The 19,875-nt window shown below is 56.8% G+C and carries 15 protein-coding genes; 7 read left to right on the top strand and 8 right to left on the bottom strand.

Annotated features, from left to right (window positions below; translation table 11 throughout):
- Nucleotides 1-167 precede the first annotated feature (167 nt).
- Nucleotides 168-1,442 (top strand): dicarboxylate/amino acid:cation symporter, encoded by a 1,275-nt coding sequence (locus tag AAH446_RS12200; RefSeq protein WP_342906954.1) that lies wholly within the window; start codon nucleotides 168-170, stop codon nucleotides 1,440-1,442.
- A 260-nt stretch (nucleotides 1,443-1,702) separates the two neighbouring features.
- Nucleotides 1,703-3,190: a M16 family metallopeptidase gene (locus tag AAH446_RS12195; RefSeq protein WP_342906953.1), complete on the top strand. Its 1,488-nt coding sequence runs from the start codon at nucleotides 1,703-1,705 to the stop codon at nucleotides 3,188-3,190.
- Between the two features lie 32 nt (nucleotides 3,191-3,222).
- On the opposite strand, the gene AAH446_RS12190 is transcribed toward AAH446_RS12195, so the two are convergent.
- Nucleotides 3,223-4,104 carry an alpha/beta hydrolase gene (locus AAH446_RS12190; RefSeq protein ID WP_342906952.1) on the bottom strand — a complete coding sequence of 294 codons (882 nt, stop codon included), beginning with the start codon at nucleotides 4,102-4,104 and terminating at the stop codon, nucleotides 3,223-3,225.
- 564 nt (nucleotides 4,105-4,668) lie between these two features.
- The gene (gene kdgK / locus AAH446_RS12185; protein ID WP_342906951.1) at nucleotides 4,669-5,601 is read right to left on the bottom strand and encodes a 2-dehydro-3-deoxygluconokinase; all 933 of its coding nucleotides are present in this window, start codon (nucleotides 5,599-5,601) and stop codon (nucleotides 4,669-4,671) included.
- 306 nt (nucleotides 5,602-5,907) lie between these two features.
- Between kdgK and AAH446_RS12180 the strand changes: the two genes are divergently transcribed.
- Nucleotides 5,908-7,977: an AsmA family protein gene (locus AAH446_RS12180; protein WP_342906950.1), complete on the top strand. Its 2,070-nt coding sequence runs from the start codon at nucleotides 5,908-5,910 to the stop codon at nucleotides 7,975-7,977.
- Nucleotides 7,978-8,138: 161 nt separating this feature from the next.
- On the opposite strand, the gene AAH446_RS12175 is transcribed toward AAH446_RS12180, so the two are convergent.
- Nucleotides 8,139-9,467 carry an MFS transporter gene (locus tag AAH446_RS12175; protein ID WP_342906949.1) on the bottom strand — a complete coding sequence of 443 codons (1,329 nt, stop codon included), beginning with the start codon at nucleotides 9,465-9,467 and terminating at the stop codon, nucleotides 8,139-8,141.
- A 606-nt stretch (nucleotides 9,468-10,073) separates the two neighbouring features.
- On the opposite strand from AAH446_RS12175, the gene AAH446_RS12170 reads away from it, so the two are divergent.
- Nucleotides 10,074-11,114, top strand: a complete 1,041-nt coding sequence (locus AAH446_RS12170; protein WP_342906948.1) for an AI-2E family transporter — start codon at nucleotides 10,074-10,076, stop codon at nucleotides 11,112-11,114.
- Here AAH446_RS12170 and AAH446_RS12165 read toward each other — a convergent pair.
- Nucleotides 11,111-12,556 carry an alpha/beta hydrolase gene (locus tag AAH446_RS12165; RefSeq protein ID WP_342906947.1) on the bottom strand — a complete coding sequence of 482 codons (1,446 nt, stop codon included), beginning with the start codon at nucleotides 12,554-12,556 and terminating at the stop codon, nucleotides 11,111-11,113. The two genes, AAH446_RS12170 and AAH446_RS12165, sit on opposite strands and share 4 nt — an antisense overlap.
- 631 nt (nucleotides 12,557-13,187) lie before the next feature.
- Here AAH446_RS12165 and mgtA point away from each other — a divergent pair.
- Nucleotides 13,188-15,872: a magnesium-translocating P-type ATPase gene (gene mgtA, locus AAH446_RS12160; protein ID WP_342906946.1), complete on the top strand. Its 2,685-nt coding sequence runs from the start codon at nucleotides 13,188-13,190 to the stop codon at nucleotides 15,870-15,872.
- Nucleotides 15,873-16,075: 203 nt separating this feature from the next.
- On the opposite strand, the gene AAH446_RS12155 is transcribed toward mgtA, so the two are convergent.
- Nucleotides 16,076-16,318, bottom strand: coding sequence for a DUF1158 family protein (locus AAH446_RS12155; protein WP_342906945.1), 243 nt, complete (start codon nucleotides 16,316-16,318; stop codon nucleotides 16,076-16,078).
- 421 nt (nucleotides 16,319-16,739) lie between these two features.
- On the opposite strand from AAH446_RS12155, the gene mntP reads away from it, so the two are divergent.
- Complete coding sequence (mntP, locus tag AAH446_RS12150) at nucleotides 16,740-17,312, top strand: manganese efflux pump MntP (protein WP_342906944.1); 573 nt, start codon at nucleotides 16,740-16,742, stop codon at nucleotides 17,310-17,312.
- A 168-nt stretch (nucleotides 17,313-17,480) separates the two neighbouring features.
- Complete coding sequence (azuC, locus tag AAH446_RS19770; protein WP_428946396.1) at nucleotides 17,481-17,558, top strand: stress response protein AzuC; 78 nt, start codon at nucleotides 17,481-17,483, stop codon at nucleotides 17,556-17,558.
- A 258-nt stretch (nucleotides 17,559-17,816) separates the two neighbouring features.
- Here the strand turns inward: azuC and AAH446_RS12145 are convergent, their stop codons facing one another.
- The 3 genes from AAH446_RS12145 to kduD form a co-directional block, all read right to left on the bottom strand.
- Nucleotides 17,817-18,161: a hypothetical protein gene (locus AAH446_RS12145; RefSeq protein ID WP_342906943.1), complete on the bottom strand. Its 345-nt coding sequence runs from the start codon at nucleotides 18,159-18,161 to the stop codon at nucleotides 17,817-17,819.
- A gap of 271 nt (nucleotides 18,162-18,432) precedes the next feature.
- A complete protein-coding gene (locus AAH446_RS12140) occupies nucleotides 18,433-19,074 on the bottom strand; it encodes an RpiB/LacA/LacB family sugar-phosphate isomerase (RefSeq protein WP_342906942.1) in 642 nt (213 codons plus the stop codon).
- A gap of 38 nt (nucleotides 19,075-19,112) precedes the next feature.
- Nucleotides 19,113-19,874, bottom strand: coding sequence for a 2-dehydro-3-deoxy-D-gluconate 5-dehydrogenase KduD (gene kduD, locus AAH446_RS12135; protein WP_342906941.1), 762 nt, complete (start codon nucleotides 19,872-19,874; stop codon nucleotides 19,113-19,115).
- Nucleotide 19,875: the final 1 nt, after the last annotated feature.

Raw genomic sequence — 19,875 nt, 5'->3', positions numbered from 1 at the left:
AGCGCAGGGATAGGTTTTGCTGACGTGATTCAGCTCATAAAACGCTATCTGCATCCGCCGTGGCATGTGACAAGTTATATCAATCTCGTTAACGGGGTGTTATTTTCACGCGCATATTCGACCATAACGAAAGCGATAACCCGCCATCCACGCAGCACGGACATTTTATGAAACTATCCCTGTTTAAAAGCCTTTATTTCCAGGTGTTAACGGCGATCGCCGTCGGCGTCTTGCTGGGTCACTTCTATCCCGAGCTGGGCGCGCAGATGAAGCCGCTGGGCGACGCCTTTGTTAAGCTCATCAAAATGATCATCGCGCCGGTGATTTTCTGCACCGTCGTGACCGGCATTGCCGGCATGGAAAGTATGAAGGCGGTCGGGCGCACCGGCGCCGTGGCGCTGCTCTATTTTGAAATCGTCAGTACGGTGGCACTGATTATCGGTCTGGTCGTGGTCAACGTGCTACAGCCCGGCGCCGGAATGAATGTTGACCCGAGCACGCTGGATGCGAAGGCGGTGGCGGTGTATGCACAGCAGGCCGAAAGTCAGGGCGTGATCGCTTTCCTGCTCGACGTTATCCCCGGTAGCGTGATCGGCGCATTCGCCAGCGGCAATATCCTTCAGGTGCTGCTTTTCGCCATCATGTTCGGCTTTGCGCTGCATCGTCTGGGCAGCAAAGGCACGCTGGTGTTTAACTTCATTGAAAGCTTCTCCCAGGTGATTTTCGGCATCATCAATATGATTATGCGTCTCGCCCCCATCGGTGCCTTTGGCGCGATGGCGTTTACCATCGGTAAATATGGCGTCGGCTCGCTGGTGCAGCTGGGTCAGTTGATTATCTGCTTCTACATCACCTGCGTACTCTTTGTGGTGGTGGTGCTGGGCCTGATTGCCCGGGTAGTCGGTTTCAACATCTTCAAATTTATTGCCTATATCAAAGAAGAGCTGCTAATCGTGCTGGGCACTTCCTCTTCCGAGTCCGCGCTGCCGCGAATGCTGGCGAAGATGGAGAATCTGGGCTGTAAGAAATCCGTGGTCGGGCTGGTGATCCCAACGGGCTACTCGTTCAATCTGGACGGAACCTCCATTTACCTGACGATGGCCGCCGTGTTTATTGCTCAGGCGACCAATGCGCATATGGATATCACGCACCAGATCACGCTGCTGGTGGTGCTGCTGCTCTCCTCGAAAGGGGCGGCGGGCGTCACCGGGAGCGGCTTTATCGTGCTGGCGGCGACGCTCTCTGCGGTAGGCCATCTGCCGGTCGCAGGCCTGGCATTGATTCTGGGTATCGACCGCTTTATGTCCGAAGCGCGTGCGCTGACTAATCTGGTGGGTAACGGTGTGGCCACGGTTGTGGTGGCGAAGTGGGTTGGGCAGCTGGATGAGAAACAGCTGAAAGAGACGCTCTCTTCCCGGAAAAAACAGGAAAAAACAGCCTGAAAGGTGACAATAACCGTCTAATTACATAAATATCCCGCCATATGCCCGTCGCGACTTGCCCTCGCGGCGGGCATTTGCATAATAACCCTCACAGATTTTTTTCCTTTTTTCACCCGGTGGCGCGACATCCTTGCCGGCGCGTGGTCTAAGAAGCTGCTCCGTAAAAAAACAGCGGCTTCCCTGAGTTATCCTTTACGTCGATAACCACAGGCCGTAGATCGCCAGTGATTTTTTTGGTTTGTGATTGAGTAGGGGTTCACATGCAGGGCACCAGAATGCGTCTTTTGATTGGTGGGATAGTGCTGGCCGCCGCCACCACTGTGCAGGCTGAAACACTCCAACCCGATCCCGCCTGGCAGCAGGGAAAACTGGATAACGGTTTTCGCTGGCAGGTGCTGACAACGCCGCAGCGGCCAAGTGACCGCGTTGAAGTACGCTTGCTGATCAATACCGGTTCGCTGGTGGAGAGTACGCAGCAGGCCGGATTCACCCATCTGTTACCCCGTCTGGCGCTGGTGCACAACGTCAGGCTGGAACCCGCGCAGCAGCGCTCGCTCTGGCAGCAGGGGATCGATCACGATCGCCCACAGCCCCCAGCGCTCACCTCCTATGACCATACGCTCTATACATTAAGCCTGCCGAACAACCGTCCCGAGCTGTTGAAAGAGGCGCTGAACTGGCTGGCTGCCACCGCCGGCGAGATGAACATCGATGAGCAGACGGTCACTACCGCCCTCAGTGCGGATGACCCCATCGCCACCTGGCCCGGCAACCCGCAGGACGTCTGGTGGCGCTATCGGCTGAAAGGCTCGACGCTGCTGGGCCACGATCCGGCCCCGGCGGTCAGCCAGCCGGTCGATCCGCAAAAGCTGAACGCCTTTTATCGGCAGTGGTACACGCCGGACGCCATGACGCTGTTTGTGGTCGGCAACGTTGACAGCCGCAGCCTGGCTGAACAGATCGGCAAAACGTTCTCGTCGCTTCAGGGCCAGCGGGAAGTGCCCTCCCCGATGCCAACGCTCTCACCGCTGCCGACGCAGCCGGTCAACCTGGTGAACAGCAGCCTCCGGCAGGATCGCCTGTCGCTGGTCTGGGATAACCCGTGGCAGCCGATCCGCGAGTCGCAAAGCTTGCAGCGCTACTGGCAGAGCGATCTGGCCCGCGAAGCGCTGTTCTGGCACGTGCAGAAGGTGCTATCGGAGAATAAAGCCCAGAAGGTTCAGGTCGGCTTTGACTGCCGCGTGCTCTATCAGCGCGCCCAGTGCGCGATCAATATCGACGCGGACAACGCCACGCTGGAGAGCAACCTGAAACTGATCGCCCAGGAGATGGCGAATATTCGTGATAACGGTCTGCCGCAGGAGGAGTTTGACGCGCTGATGGCGCAGAAAACGGTGGAGTTGAATAAGCTGTTTGCCACCTATGCCCGCACCGATACTGACGTACTGATGAGCCAGCGGCTGCGGTCGCAGCAGAATGCGGTGGTGGATATCGCCCCGGAACAGTATCAGAAGCTGCGGCAGACTTTTCTGTCCGGCCTGACGCTGTCACTGATGAATCAGGAACTGCGGCAGCAGCTTTCTCAGGAGCTGACGATGGTGCTGATGCAGCCGCAGGGCGAACCGGAAACCAACGTAAAAACGCTTCAGAACATCTGGCAGACGGTAATGACGCCCGCGCCGGAACCGGCGGCTGTCGTCGATGAAACCCAGCCCGAAGTCTCCGATATTCCGGTCCGGCAAAACTAAGTGGGCAGGGCGGCGTTAAGCCGCTCTGCTGCCTACCAGGCCCGTGCGCGCAGCCATTCATTGACCAGCATCGGCCAGCTTGCCAGCGGCAGGTCAGCGACATTGCGGATGCCAAAGCCGTGCCCGCCTTTCTCGTAAAAGTGCAGCTCGCTGGAAACCTTATGCTCGCGCAGCGCGCTGAACATCACCATGCTGTTATTGATCGGCACCGACTCATCATTTACGGCATGGATCAGCAGCGTCTGCGGCGTCTGCTCCGTTACCCGCGTTTCCAGTGAATACGCGTCGATTTCCCGCTGAACAGGATGCTCACCCAGCAGCCGCAGGCGCGAGCCCGGATGCGCCAGCCCCTCGCGCATGCTGATGACCGGATAGAGCAGTACCATCGCGTCGGGCCGGGCGCTCAGCGAATCGGCAATATCCTGTATTGGATAGAGTTTTTCACCGAAGCGGGTGCCAGCGCTGGCGGCGACGTAGCCACCGGCGGAGAAGCCCATCATCACGATGCGCTTGCCGTTAAGCTTGCGGGCGGCGCGATGACGAAGCACGCGAATAGCACGCTGTGCGTCGGCCAGCGGCGCGTCGCTGCCTTCGTGATGGCCATCCTGTGGAAAACGATAGGTCATCACCGCCAGCGTATAGCCCATCGCGGTGAAAAACATCGCCAGCGCACTGCCTTCTTTATCGATCATGATGCGTTCAAAGCCGCCGCCGGGTGTAACCAGCAGCGTGACGTCATTGTCGTTCTTCTCGTCGGGATACCAGAACGCGATCTCCGGGCTGCGGACACCGCTGGCGGCACGATCGAAGGGTTCATATTCCTTCGCGAGATCGACGATCTGCGGCTGAACGCGCGAGTCGCTGGCGCCAGGGGCGTCGCCCTGCGGCCAGATAGTAATAATTTCAGTTTTCATAGGCGCTCCTGAGCAGCATTATTTGAGTATAGGCCAGCCGTTAAAAATAACGGGCGGACCGGTCAGGAATAAGGTGAATAGCGATGACAGTGCCGTTTTATAAATAAAGCGTCCAGCTTTTGCCTCGCGTTTTGTCCAGAATCAGACTATACCCAGCGGTACTGTCCGTATCCGTTTTAGTGACCTGGCGCCCCAGCACCGTAAGCAGGAAAATAGAGTATAAAATTTACTACTGTTTTTATTTAAGTGATATAAGTTTTATCTCCATAAAAATCATGAAGTTAAGATTTAAACTAATGCCGTGGCATAGCAATTTAAAAGAAAGGCTTAAATTATTTTTCTGTTAAATTCCGTTTATTACCTGCGGGATAAAGGCCGATTGAAAATAACAGCTTAATACCAATATTAGCCGCTGAAATAAGGGAGCGCTTTTATTTTCGGGATGAAGCTAAAAGAGAGTGTGGGATTTTATTTTGCTGATTTAACTTTAGGCAGGGAGATAATTATGGCGGGTGGAGGCGTTAATCAGGAGCACCCGACAGGATGCTCCTGAGCGACAGCGAATCAGGCTGGCATTGCGGCCCGGGGAATAATGGCCCCACGGTGCTGGATCACGGTGCTGGCAGTAAGGTGACCGCGTTTCGCCGCCTCTTCTGCACTGCCGCCGCAAAGCCGTACCGCCAGATAACCTGCGCTGAACGAGTCGCCGGCTGCGGTAGTATCGATCACTTTGCTGGCAGGGAGCTGCACGGCAGGAACCTCAATCAGTGACGCATCCGGTAGCGACACCAGGCAGGACTCCGCGCCCCGCTTGATAACAATTTCGCTGACGCCTGCGGCGCGCGTTCGCGCAATCACCTTCTCCACGTCCGCCTCGCCCCAGAGCAGGGTTTCATCATCCAGCGTCAGGAAAGCGATATCCGTGCAGGCGAGCATGGCCTGATAGGCGGTCTGCGTCTCGTCTGCAGAAGCCCACAGGCGCGGGCGGTAGTTATTATCAAAAATAACCTTCCCGCCGTTGCGACGACAGGCTGACAGCAGCGTCATCAGCTTCTCACGGCTCTGCGGCGTGAGAATAGCCAGGCTGATGCCGCTCAGGTAGAGATAGTCGAACTCCGCCAGCTGCTGACAGATCTCCTCTGCGCGATCGCTCTCAAGCCAGTAACGGGCCGCCGCGTCGTTACGCCAGTAATAGAAGGTGCGCTCGCCGCTGGCGTCCGTCTCGATGACATAAAGGCCCGGCAGCTTATTATCCATACGCTGGATTAGGGCGGTCTGGACCTCTTCCTGCTGCCATGCGGCGATCATCTCACTGCTGAAGCTGTCGGTACCGAGCGCGGTAACATAATCCACGCTCAGCTGCGAAGCCTCAACCTGGCGGGCAATGTAGACCGCCGTGTTGAGGGTGTCACCGCCAAATTCACGGCTTAAGTCATTGTTTTTTTGTGAAAGCTCAATCATACATTCGCCGATTACGGCGATTCTTTTCTGGGTCATTTTCATCAGTCCGTTATCTGTTCTGCCCCTAGTTTCACCGTGGCTGGGGATGGAGTCAATAATTTAAAACGCCGTTTTATTTTTATGTGTCATCACGCCTGTTTTTCCGTTTCCTGGCTGTTTATCCGCTTTTCAGGGCGGTCTGAGCAAATTTTGCCGACGCTGGCCGCGCCGGGTTAGCGCTGAGCGTTCGACAAAACCTTAATTTTCGCTCACGTTGGAGTTTACCGCTTCGGTTAGGGTAATGTCCTTTCGCCCGCTCTCGACTATCTTTACTGAAGACAGAAGCGAGCATGGAGAACAGGTATGTCACGCACCGGGAAAATAATCAGTTGGATTGTCGGGATTTTTTTGCTGCTGGTTGTCGTGGTGGCGATCGTTATCGCCACCTTTGACTGGAACCGTATTAAGCCAACTATCAACCAGAAGGTCTCGACGGAGCTGAACCGTCCCTTTGCCATTCGCGGCGATTTGGGCGTCGCCTGGACGCGTAACCGGGAGGAGCCGGGCTGGCGCAGCTGGATCCCCTGGCCGCATGTGCATGCCGACGATATTCTGCTCGGCAATCCTCCTGACATCCCCGAAGTGACTATGGTCCACCTCCAGCGCGCGGAGGCGACCCTGGCACCGCTGGCGCTGCTGGGAAAAGAGGTTTATATCCCGTGGATTAAACTGACCCAGCCCGACGCCAGGCTGATCCAGACCGCTGAGGGGAAAAACAACTGGACCTTTAACCTTGCCGGCAGTGACAACGCCGATGCGGACCAGCCGCCATCCGCCTGGTCGTTCCGCCTCGATAACATTATGTTTGATCGCAGTCAGATTGCTTATCAGGATGCGATCAATAAGGCGGACGTCCAGGTCACGGTTAATCCACTGGGTAAACCTGTGCCCTTTTCTCAGGTCACGGGCAATCAGGAAGAGGCCAGCCAGAAAGGGGCGTCTGACTTTGTGTTCGGCTGGAAGGCCAGCGGCACCTATAACGATGAAAAGCTCACCGGCGAGGGGAAAATTGGCGGCATGCTTTCCCTGCGCAGCCAGACAACCCCTTTCCCCCTTCAGGCCGATGTGCGCAACGGCACCACCCGTGTTCAGGTCGCGGGCAGCCTGCAAGATCCGCTCAATCTGGGCGGCCTGAATATACGGCTGCGCTTCTCTGGCGATACGCTGGCCAACCTCTATGGCCTGACGGGTATTCTGCTGCCCGACACGCCTCCTTACGAAACGGATGGACGCCTGATTGCCCGCTTCCAGCAGAAGGGCGGCCCGGTGTTCCGTTATGAGAAGTTCAATGGTCATATCGGTGACAGCGACATTCACGGCTCACTGACCTATACCCAGGGCAAACCACGGCCCAAACTGGAAGGTTCGCTGGCGTCACGACAGCTGCGCATGGCGGATCTCGGCCCGCTGATAGGCGTTAATTCCGGGAAAGGCAGCGAAAAAACCGAACAGGCAAAAGCGAAGCGCGGTGAGGCGGACAACCAGCCTGCCGATCGCGTGCTGCCGCATGATAAGTTTGAAACCAAAAGCTGGGACGTCATGGATGCCGACGTGAAGTTTCGCGGCGAGCGCATTGAGCACAGCAATTCGCTGCCGCTCAGCGATCTCTATACGCATCTTGTCCTGAAAAACGGCAATATCCTGCTCGATCCGCTGCGCTTTGGCATCGCGGGAGGCAACCTCAACGCCACAATACGGATGGAGGGAGACCGGACGCCGATGCGCGCCCGTGCCGATCTGCATGCCCGTAACCTGAAGCTGAAACAGCTTTTCCCGGACGTTGAAGCGATGCAGAGCAGTATGGGACAGATTAACGGCGATGCCACGCTGCGCGGCACCGGGAATTCCGTGGCGGATATCCTGGCGACCAGCAATGGCGATCTGAAGCTGCTGATGAATGATGGCGTTATCAGCCGTAACCTGATGGAGATCGTCGGCCTGAACGTGGGGAACTACGTGGTGGGCAAGCTGTTTGGCGATGATGAAGTGCGGATTAACTGTGCCGCCGCCGATCTGAACGTGACGAACGGTCTGGCCGCCACCCGGCTGTTTGTTTTTGATACGCAGAACGCGGTCGTTAATATCAGCGGCACCACAAACTTCGCTAACGAGCGGCTGGATCTTTCAATCGACCCTGAAAGTAAGGGTATCCGCATCGTTACCCTGCGCTCACCGCTCTACGTGCGCGGCACTTTTAAAAATCCGGACGCGGGCGTGAAGGCCGGACCGCTGCTTGCCCGTGGTGCCGCTGCCGTTGCGTTGGGTGCCGTGGTGGCTCCGGCGGCGGCGCTGCTTGCGCTGATCTCGCCCAGCGATAATGAAGGCAACCAGTGTACTAACGTGCTGCAACAGATGAAGAGCGACAAAAAATAAAAAAACCTGCTCAGCAGAGCTGAGCAGGTGGATGCAGGACAAGCGGCTTGCTTGAGACGTTCTGGCCGCTCTTTACGGGCCAGAGGCACTGATAGCTGCGTCGTGCGGGTTATGGGTGGTGAGTCCGGCTTCCCATCCGGACTTCCAGCACCCTATCCGGCTTAATCGAACAGCGAGTCGTGCAGCGTCTCTTTGCTGGCCAGCAGGGCGCACAGCGTCAGGCAGGCCATCGCCGCCAGGTAGACGCCGACATAGAACAGGCCATAGTTATGCGCCAGCCAGGTCGCGATATAGGGTGCGACGGAAGCGCCCAGGATCGAGGAGAGGTTGTAGGAAAATGACGCGCCCGTATAGCGGACTTCCGTCGGGAACAGCTCCGGCAGGAGCGCGCCCATCGGGCCAAACGTCAGGCCCATAATGCTCAGTCCGAAGACCAGGAACGCCAGCACCATGGCCGGGCTGCCTGAGCCCAGCATTGACGGGAAAATCATCGCAAAGGCGATAATCATCAGCGTAATGACAATCATCGTTTTACGGCGGCCATAGCGGTCAGCCAGCAGGCCGGCGATCGGCACCATGATGCCAAAGCCAATGACCGCCAGCATCAGCATCCACAGCATGGTATTGCGCGGGAAGCCCAGCCCGCCCGGCGCGGCGGTGGTGCCATATGACATGGAGTAGACCGTCATAATGTAAAACAGGGTGTAGGTTGCCAGCATAATGAAGGTGCCGATAATGGTCGCCTTCAGATGCTTCGTCAGCAGCGTTCCAATCGGAACTTTGACCTGCTTCTTCTCTTTTTTCACTTTCGCGAACACCGGTGACTCATGCAGCGAGACGCGAACGTAAAGGCCCACCAGCACCAGCACGGCGGAAAGAATAAAAGGAACGCGCCAGCCCCACTGCATAAACTGATCGTCAGTCAGCAGCCAGGAGAGCAGCAGGAAGGTGCCGTTGGCAAAGAAGAAGCCAATAGGGGCGCCAAGCTGGGGGAAAGAGCCGTAGAGCGCGCGCTTCTTCGCCGGGGCATTTTCGGTGGCCAGCAGTGCCGCGCCGCCCCATTCACCGCCCAGGCCGAGACCCTGACCAAAGCGGGCCAGCGCCAGCAGCAGCGGTGCAAAGACGCCAATGGTTTCATAACCCGGCAGCAGGCCGATCACGACGGTGGAGATCCCCATCGTCAGCAGTGAGGCGACAAGCGTAGCCTTGCGGCCTACGCGATCGCCAAAGTGGCCAAAGACCGCTGACCCGATAGGGCGGGCGATAAACGCAATCGCAAAGGTCGCCAGCGACTGGAGCGTGGCAACGGTTGCATCACCCTGAGGAAAGAAGATATGCGGAAAAACGATGACCGCAGCGGTTGCATAGATGTAAAAATCAAAAAATTCGATAGCGGTGCCGACCAGCGAAGCAACGAGTACTTTACCGCGTGAGTTTACGGGCGTGGCGTCATTTTCGGCGTCGGGCGATGTGGCGATGGAGGCTTGCATAGCAGTTTCTTATTTATAATACGTAAAAAAGAATCTTACGCACCCGCCCCCACGCATTCAATGGTGAAAAGCCCGTCGCAGCAGGCGCCCGGCGCGATAAAGAGGATCCTGCGAGAGATGGCTGGATTGCCGGGCGATGGCAGGGTGAATTGACGATTTTCTGGCAAGATTCACTAAGGATCGGCTTATAAAAAGTATCTGCTCAGCTATAAATGCTGGGTACAGCCTGAAAGTTAACCACTAAACCAGATTTTTAACTGAATTACCGGAATAAAACGCGTATCCCCGGCTCCTCCTGCTCCCACTTACCTGCTATTTCCGGATAGCGTCCCCGGCCACTAAATAAATGTTAAATCAGCCGCATTTACCGTCGCCGATCTCTTTCTTTTCTGATCGAAAACAGGACGCGGTTTTTTGCAGCAAATAGACTTCTGGCCGATCAATTTTTCCGGAATCTTTCAGGAGGAGCTTTGCGATGCTGCTAAAACGTCGAACGCTGAGCGGGCTGTTGCTGCCCGTGTGGATGGGGGCGGCGTTTATTCCCGCATTCTCTTCGCATACTCCGCGGCTACGTGAAGGGTTTAAATATCTTTACGGGAAAAGCTAATGTTTGCGTCGGCCAGCAAGAACACTTTTAAAGTGGTGGTGATGCTCGGGATGCTGGTGATTATTCTGGCTGGCATCCGCGCCGGCGCTGAAATCATCGTGCCCTTTATCCTCGCCATGTTCGTGGCGGTGATCCTGAATCCGCTGGTCCGGCTGTTGCAGCGCGCAGGCCTGCCCAGAATGCTGGCTGTTTCGCTGCTGGCCGGGGCTATCGTGATGGCGGGCGCGCTGCTGCTGAGCACGCTGGTGACAATGCTGAACGATTTTTCCCGCACGCTGCCGCAATATCGGCAGGTGCTGCTGGCGTCGCTGCTGGCGTTTCAGCAGCGGGCAGGCCAGCTGGGGGTGTCTGTGTCCACCGAGGCGCTGATAACCATGGTCGATCCCAACGCGACGCTCAACCTGGCGAGCTGGCTGCTCACCCAGCTTTCCGGCGCGGTCTCCGGTATTTTCCTGCTGCTGATGACCGTGGTCTTCATGCTGTTCGAAGTACCGCTGCTGACGGATAAGCTCCAGCATCTGCTCCGCCCGCCCTCCGCTGGCATGGCCGCTATCAGGCGGGCGCTCGACAGCGTCAGTCGTTATCTGGTGCTGAAAACCGCTATCAGCCTGTTCACCGGTATTCTCGTCTGGCTGATGCTGCTGCTGCTGGAGGTCCGCTTTGCGCTACTGTGGGGCGTGCTGGCTTTTGCGCTTAACTATATTCCCAATATCGGTTCGATCATTGCGGCAGTGCCAGCGATTATTCAGGTGCTGATTTTCAACGGCTCTGGCGAGGGGCTGCTGGTGGCTACAGGCTACCTGCTGATCAATCTGGTGATTGGCAATATGCTGGAGCCGCGGCTGATGGGGCGCGGGCTGGGGCTTTCCACGCTGGTGGTGTTTCTGTCGCTGATATTCTGGGGCTGGCTGCTGGGCCCGGTGGGCATGTTGCTCTCCGTGCCGCTGACTATCGTGGCAAAAATCGCGCTGGAACAGAGCCGGGACGGGGCGCCGCTGGCGCTGCTGCTCAGCGACAGCAGCGGCCCGCAGCAGAATTAATGCAGCGTCTGGTTAATCCGCCGCAGCATCCAGGGAAAGAACGGGTTGGAAGACTGGCGCATCAGCGTATCAAGGCTGACGATCAGGACCGAACGCTCGCCGCGCGGCGACAGGGAACCGAAGCTGACGCCGAACTCATTGAGCCTCTCCGGCGTGCGGCCGTACAACGAGTCGCTGAACGGAAAGGGTAACGCCACGTGGGAGAGGGAATAGATATCGCCGGGATAGTTGATGCCCAGCGGTATGCGGGACGTGGACGTCGCGCCAGCCAGCGTCGTTTCCGCCACCGCTGCACTGCTCTGTGGCGAGGTATTGGTCACCACTCTGGTCGTGTAATGCCGTGGCGCGGGAGGCAGTAAATGGTCTGCGGCATCTCTGGCACTTTTGCGCATCAGCGGTGAAAGCTGCACCGCCTGATTGACATCAAACAGTACCAGCTCACTGCCGTTATCCGGCAGCAGGTTGTAAAGCGCGCGGATCACCGCAGGCGTACTTACCGTGGCATCTGCCACCGACTGGAAAGTGAGCACCGGCGGGGCTTTATCCAGCAACGTATTCTCTCTTTCCTGGTGCAGCTGCGTTTGCAATGCGCTGGTCAGCAGCCAGGACTGCCGCGCCGCTTTGACCGGGAAGGAGTTGTACTTAAACGGATTGAATTCCGGCAGGATGCTGAGCCAGGCCGAGCGGGCAAACGCAGGCAGGAGCGAAGGCAGTCCCGCGAGCCCGGCATAGCGCGCATAGCTGCTGACGCCGATCATCGGCGAAATCAGGATCAGGCGGCTGGGCAGCGGCAGGGAGGGATCCTCCAGGGCGTCCAGCGTGTATTTCATGGCGAGCGCGCCGCCGTTGGAAAAGCCCATGATTTGCAGCGGTGCGCCAGCCGGCACACGCTGCCTGGCTTCACGAACGGCCAGCCGGGTAGCCGCCATCCAGTCTTCCCATTCTACTTTCGTCAGCGCCGCCGGCACCGTGCCGTGACCCGGCAGGCGAATGGCTACCACAACATAGCCTTGCTGCTGATAATTGACGGCAAAATGCCGCAAGCTGTAGGGCGAATCCGTCAGCCCGTGCAGCAGAACCACCGCGCCACGCGGCGTTCCCTGCGGAAGCAGTTCATAAGAGCGGTTCCAGTCGGTGGCAAAATGGCCCGGATAGACCGGGCTTTTTTCAGCGTAGCGGTTGAGCGTTTCCGACGTATCCGCGATTTTGTCAGTAACGTTGCGCTTCATGTCGGCAAAGATTTTTTGTTCGTTTTGCAGATAATCCGTCCAGCTATCCCGATCCATCTGGCTGTCGCTCAGCTCATCCGGTACCCACTTATGCCAGGGCTGCAAATCGGGTCCACGCTCCGTTAGCGCCACGCGCAGCGCCAGCAGGGCGACCGTCGCTATCAGCAGAACGATCAGCGATCGCTTTAACCAGACTTTTGTCCTTCTCAGCATTATGGGAGCGTCCTCTCTGTTATCGGTCTGAAGTGTAGATTGAATCTGCCACCTGGCGTTGATCGTTGTCATCTCTCACCGGCGATGAACGGCCCGGACAGGCAGCTAAATGCAAAGCGTTGATAAAAGGTTTAGGAAAAAAACAGCAAGTAATAACCTAGAGTTATCACATAACATTATGTTTTATAATGGTTATTAAGGCTGACTCAGGAAAAATGATTGCTTTTTTTAACAATTTACTTCATCCATCAGCGGAACTATAGTGACGGCGATTTCATCACTGGAGACCTCAGTTGGACAGTCACCCTTTAAGTTTTACCCTTTAAGGTAAGCCAACTCCATTGTTTGCTTGCCGAAAACCGGCGGGCAATGTTTCACCTCTCTCGTGTCACATCCCCGTTTTGCCCCTAAATGTTGTCCCGTGCTGATGCCGGGCAAGGAACGTACTATGAAAGAACCTCCAACCAGCGGCGGGCGATGGCACACAGGCAGAATAAGGAGTGACTGCTCACTGTAATCCTCCTGTCCGTTTCTGCTTTCTGTCCCCGTCCCGATCCCCAAAGAACGTAAAAATCCTCATGCGCAGGAGAGATGCCCCGCGCCTGAATAAAAATAAGTAAGGATCCGGCAGATGAAAATGCATAACGCCAACATAAAACTCGCCTGCGATTTGGCTTTCGCCCGCGAGATGACACAAAGCCTGGACAGCACCCTGGCACACCTTAACACCCAGCGCAGTGGCCTGACCGTAGCCGATGCCGCTGAGCGCCTGCTGAAGCATGGCAAAAATCAGGTTGCTAATGAAAAAGCGCCGCATGCGCTGCTACAGCTGGTTCAGGCCTTCAATAATCCTTTTATCTGGGTGCTGATGGTGCTGGCCGCTATCAGCTATTTCACCGACTACGTTTTACCGCTGCGCCAGGGGGAAGAGACCGATCTGACCGGCGTGAGCATCATGCTGATCATGGTTTTGCTCAGCGGACTGCTGCGTTTCTGGCAGGAGTACCGTACTAACAAAGCGGCGGACGCGCTGAAATCCCTGGTACGTACGACTGCCACGGTGATCCGCCGCCGCAGTGAAACATCGCAGCCGGTGAAAATGGTGATTTCGCTGCAGGATGTGGTGCCCGGCGACATTGTTTTCCTTGCGGCGGGCGACAGGGTGCCGGCAGATAGCCGCCTGCTGACGTCCCGCGATCTGTTGGTCAGCCAGGCGGCGCTGAGCGGCGAGGCTATCCCGGTGGAGAAATACGTCACGGCCTCCGGCATCCGCGCGAAAAGGATCGCTGAGAACAGGGACGAAAACGATCTGCTGAACAGGCCGGATACCTGCCTGATGGGGACAACCGTTGCCAGCGGCACGGCAACGGCGGTGGTCGTGGCGACCGGGAATAACACCTGGTTTGGTTCGCTGGCGAAATCCGTGGTGGGCAAACGTCCGCAGACCGCCTTCGATCGCGGCGTGAACAGCGTTAGCTGGCTGCTGATCCGCTTTATGCTGGTAATGGTGCCGGTCGTGTTGTTTATCAACGGCTTCACCAAAGGTGACTGGAGCGATGCGCTGATGTTTGCGCTGGCAGTGGCGGTGGGTCTGACGCCGGAGATGCTGCCGATGATTGTCAGCTCCAACCTGGCGAAAGGCGCTATCGCGATGGCCCGCCGCAAGGTGGTGGTGAAACGCCTTAACGCCATCCAGAACTTCGGGGCGATGGACGTGCTCTGCACCGATAAAACCGGCACGCTGACCCGCGACCGCATTATCCTCGCGCAGCATCTGGATGCATATGGCCGGAGCAGTGAGCAGGTGCTTCAACTGGCGTGGCTGAACAGCCGCCACCAGAGCGGAGTGAGGAACCTGATGGACAAGGCGATCCTCAGCTACAGTCAGGGCGGCCTGGCCCTCAGCGGGCTACGCCGCTACCGTAAAATTGACGAGCTGCCGTTTGATTTTGAACGGCGCCGCCTGTCGGTTGTGGTCGCGGGCGAAAATAATCAGCACCAGCTGATCTGCAAAGGCGCGGCGGATGAAATGCTGGCCATCTCCACCCACTGGATGGACGGCGGTGAACGTCGTCCGCTGGACGCCGCTGCCCGTCAGCAGTGGTGCCAGCATGTCGGGGAACTCAATCAGCAGGGTTTCCGGGTACTGCTTGTCGGCGAGCGCAAGCTGGGAGAAAACCGGCTGGCGCGGCCGCTGAATAAAGAGGACGAGCGTGAACTGACGCTCTGTGGCCTGCTGACCTTTCTCGATCCGGCCAAAGAGAGCGCCGGGCAGGCTATCGCAGCGCTGCATGAAAATGGCGTGACGGTTAAAGTGCTGACCGGCGATAACGCCGTCATCACCAGCAAAATTTGCCGGGATGTCGGACTGGCGCCCGGCGAACCGCTGTGCGGCAGCGACATTGCACGGCTGGACGACAGCGCGCTTTCCCGGCTGGTTGAGGAGCGGACCCTTTTCTGCCGCCTGACGCCCCGGCAGAAGTCCCGCGTGCTCCAGGCGCTCCAGCATAACGGCCATACCGTCGGCTTCCTTGGCGATGGCATTAACGATGCCCCGGCGCTGCGGGATGCGGATATCGGCATTTCAGTGGATACCGCCACTGATATCGCGAAAGAGTCTGCTGACATTATTCTGCTGGAAAAGAACCTGATGGTACTGGAGCAGGGAGTGATCAAGGGGCGGGAGACTTTCGGCAACATCATCAAATACCTGAACATGACCGCCAGCTCTAACTTTGGCAACGTGTTCTCGGTGCTGGTGGCGAGCGCCTTTATTCCGTTCCTGCCGATGCTGGCGATCCACCTGCTGTTGCAGAACCTGATGTATGACCTTTCCCAGCTGGCGCTGCCGTGGGACAAAATGGACAAGGCGTTTCTGCGCAAGCCGCGCCGCTGGGACGCGAAAAATATCGGCCGCTTTATGCTGTGGATTGGCCCGACGTCCTCGCTGTTTGATATCACGACCTTCTTAATCATGTGGCACGTGTTTGCCGCCAACAGCGTAGAGCATCAGGCGCTCTTCCAGTCCGGCTGGTTTGTTGAAGGCCTGCTGTCACAGACGCTGGTGGTGCATATGCTGCGTACGCAAAAAATTCCGTTTATTCAGAGCCGCGCCGCGCTGCCGGTGATGCTGATGACCGGTCTGGTGATGGCGGCAGGCATTTATATTCCGTTCTCGCCGCTGGGGCATATCGTCGGCCTGGTACCGCTACCCTGGTCCTATTTCCCATGGCTGGTCGCCACGCTGTTTGGCTACTGCGTAGTGGCTCAGGGAATGAAACGTATCTATATACGCCGCTTCGGCCAGTGGTTCTGAGGAGAGACAGATGAAACACAAAAATGCGGTTACGGCGATTGTGCTCTTCTTTGTGGGGCTGCTGATCTTCTCCTGCGGGCTGCTGATGGTGTTGAGCGTATAAACCGACTTTGGTGCCGGGTTTATTCAGTCAATAACAGGTTTCAGTGCGGCCTTGTCAGGCACAAAAGCGTTGAGGGCGGATCGTCGATCTGCCCTTATGTTCACACCTTAATAAAACGCAGGTAAATAAAGCGGATTACAAAGTATTCCACCGCGCCCAGCAGCAGAAACCAGAGGCAAAATACCAGCGTATAGAGCTGCCCGATATCACTCAGGTGAAAGATCGCCACCAGCCGGTGGGTGAGGCTCAGGCCGAACCAGGGCGCAGGCAGCAGCAGGGCGGAAAGAAAGCCCAGCATCAGCGTGCTCATTGGCATTAAAAAGGTCAGAAAAGGGTTTTTCATCGGTGTTCCATCTTATGCAGTGGCGGCTATTTTCCGGTAATCTGGCCGCATGTTCAATCCTCAGACGTTTACCGCGCATTTTGCCGCGCCCCCAGAGGCTGACGCCCCTGTTTTTCAGGTGAGAACGGCACCCAGTTTCCTCCCGCCCAGAAGCCCGATAATCCCCCAGAAGCCTCAGGGAGGTAGAGAGTAACGCAGTAATTCTTTTAGCCTTTTTGACCATTTTTAGCGCGCTGTTTTAGCATTCGTTAAAAAGTATAGCCGAGGCTATAATCAAATCCCTGATTTTACTGTCTTTTTTTTGCAGGGAACCCGTGGTAGCATGCCCTCCACGTTGAACGCTTCGCGCTTGTTTTTACCGCGAGATGGTCTTTTTTAACGCTTTGAGGTGCCGTAGTGCCTCAGGGCCGGTATAACCCCCATGAACCTGTACGCCACCCTGATTTTAGCTTTCGGTATGTCCATGGACGCTTTCGCTGCGGCTATCGGCAAAGGGGCCAGCCTGCACCGGCCCGGCCTGAAGGAAGCACTGCGCACCGGCTTAATTTTTGGGGTCATCGAAGCCTTAACCCCGCTGATTGGCTGGGCTGTGGGTATCGCTGCCAGCCGCTATGTCATGGCCTGGGATCACTGGGTCGCTTTTACGCTTCTCGGCCTGCTGGGCGCGCGAATGATTATGGAAGGGCTGCGTAAAAAGGATACTGCACCGGAAGCCGCACTCAAAAGCCACGGTTTCTGGCTGCTGGCCTGTACCGCCGTAGCGACCAGCCTGGATGCCATGGCGGTGGGCGTCGGGCTGGCCTTTCTACAGGTCAATATTGTGTTCACCGCGCTGGCTATCGGCGCTTCCACCATGGTTATGGCGACGCTGGGGATCCTGCTGGGGAGATTTCTGGGGCCGATGATGGGGAAATGGGCCGAAATCTTCGGCGGCGTGGTGTTAATTGGCATCGGCACGAGCATTCTGGTCGAGCATCTCGGCCTGCTGGCCTGATTGCCACGGCGCTTCAGGAAAGCCCGCCTTACGGTCTGACAGAATTCGCGATAGCTAAGCGGTTTTTAGCTCCGTTTTGTGATCTGGCTCAAATTTATTTGCCTGAGAAACGGTCGTCTTGTATACTTTTTTTGTTATTTACCAACAAAATTTGAATCAGGCAGACCGATGAAAAACTTTTTTAAATACGTGTTTCGCAGCTATGTGAACGTTTTCAAACACGTACCGCCAGGCGCCATGTCCTGAACAGCAGTGACCAGTAACCCTCGATAGCCGCGGTCAGGGAAAGACCGATGGTTATCACCTCTTTGGTCGTAAACGCTCGCCCATCACTGCTAACCTTGCTCCCTTAACGCCACGCAGCACCTCCTTTTGCTTCAGCGCCTCTGCTGTCCGCTAAGCCGTAAGCATTCCGTTAATAAAACCTCGCCCGATAGAAAAGACCGGATAAAAACGCAAAGGGTATGGCCGGGATAAAGCGGGGTAAGCCCCCGCCTGCAGTTGCTAGTCCTGGCTCTGATATTCATTCAGCGTGGCCGTACGGCACGCGTTGGCGTCCTTACCTGCCTGCTGTTTTTCCTCGTCGCTGAGGTTCATCCATGCCGCGACCACCGTTCTCGCCTCATCTTCATCAAACGCCGTTTTTTCAACGGAAGAAGACGAAGTGCCTCTTGCTTCCAGGTTTCTCAGCTGGGCGACGTAGTCATCGGTCGATGAAGGCGCCTTCTCCTGTGTAACGAGGGTGCAAAGGCTCGCTATATAGGCCTGCGCCGGATCGTCATTCACCTCTTCTGCCTGCGCCATGCCGGCGGCAGAGAGCGCGGCCAGCAGTATCACTACTTTTTTCATTGCTGCTCCTGAATCAATGGAAAATGGGTTAACGATCGTAAACGACCTGACTATCAGTTTAGCTGGCTTAGCACGGTAAGAGGAAGGTTTGCCTCTTTCTGGACAGACGGTGGCTAAAGCGGAGGCGGATTGATAAATGTGATGTGCAGAGGGAATGGGGCGTGAACCCGGGCGACAGAGGGAAAATGGCCCGGTGAGCAACCGGGCGCGTGCAGGGCGGTAATCTTCCGTGCAATAACGCCGCGACCTGACGATCGCGGCAAATCGGGCATTAACGGGCAGTTAGCTGCTTCACCCAGGCGATAATTTCCTGATCTTTGCCCTGTTCGAACAGGCATTTCTGGAAGCGCTCACCGCTGACGGCGGTTTTCACCAGTTCCGGATCGATGGCAAGCAGGGTATCCAGATAGTTCTCCTTCATCACCGCTTTTTTGACCTGGTTAAGCAGGCCCGCATTGCGCACCTGCGGCTCTTTACGCTCCGGCGGATAGCCTTCACCTTTACGGCCGGTAAAGGCTTTCTCGAAGATGTAGCGTACGTTCAGCTCCGCGCCCCAGCCGAAGCCCTTGGCGAACGGCAGCGCCAGCGCGTTGCCGTTATTAATCTGGGCAAACAGGAAGGCGTCAGCCGGGTCGATGCAGTAGCCGCAGGTCACACCGGGGTGAATGTTCAGCGACAGCAGCGCGCCCTGGCCGGTACCGCAGCCGGTCACCACAAAATCGACCGCTTTTGAGTTAATCAGCAGGCTCGCCATGATGCCCAGGTGAATGTAGGTCAGGTGGTGATCCTGCTCATCGCTCATGCCAACGTTAAAAACGGCGTCGTTATTCTGCTCCGCCACGGCCTGAAGCTGGGCCAGTACGGCGGCGTTTTTGGCCGCCTGGCTGTTTTCCATCATTAATGCGATATTCATACTTTCTCCAGCGTTAACTTATGAGTAAAGGACAGGGATTAGCGTGCCAGCCAGCCGCCGTCCACGGCCAGGGTAAAGCCGTTAACATAATCAGAAGCATCGGAAGCCAGAAAGACCACCGGCCCCATCATATCCTGAGGTTCTCCCCAGCGTCCTGCCGGGATACGTGCAAGGATCTCCTCACTGCGGTTTTCATCATCACGCAGCTGCTGCGTATTATTGGTCGCAAAATAGCCGGGTGCGATGGCGTTAACATTAATGCCGTGCTTCGCCCATTCGTTCGCCAGCTGGCGCGTCAGGCCCAGCACCGCACTTTTCGATGCGGTGTAGGAAGGGACGCGGATGCCGCCCTGATAAGAAAGCATAGAAGCAATATTGATAATTTTGCCGCCGCGGCCCTGTTTAATGAACTGGCGTGCCACCTGCTGGGAGAGGAAAAAGAGCGTCCGGGTATTGACGTTCATCACCTCGTCCCAGTCCTTTTCGGAAAAGTCGATCGCATCCTGGCGACGGATAATCCCGGCGTTGTTAACCAGAATATCAATGTGGCCAAACTCCGTGACCGCCTGCTCCACCAGCGATGGCAGCGCCGCCTGCTGGCCCAGATCGGCTTGCAGATTGAGAAAGCGTCGACCCAGCGCGGTAACTTCAGCCGCGGTCTCAGCCGGTTCACTGCGGTTAATGCCCACAATGTCGCACCCGGCCTGCGCCAGCCCTACCGCCATACTTTTCCCTAGTCCGGTATTGCATCCGGTGACGATCGCCACCTTTCCGTGCAGAGAAAAATTATTCAGGATCATG

Origin of the sequence: Erwinia psychrophila, from assembly GCF_039023475.1 — a bacterium.
Classification (GTDB): Bacteria; Pseudomonadota; Gammaproteobacteria; order Enterobacterales; family Enterobacteriaceae; genus Erwinia.
This window is presented reverse-complemented; position numbering and strand designations above follow the sequence as displayed.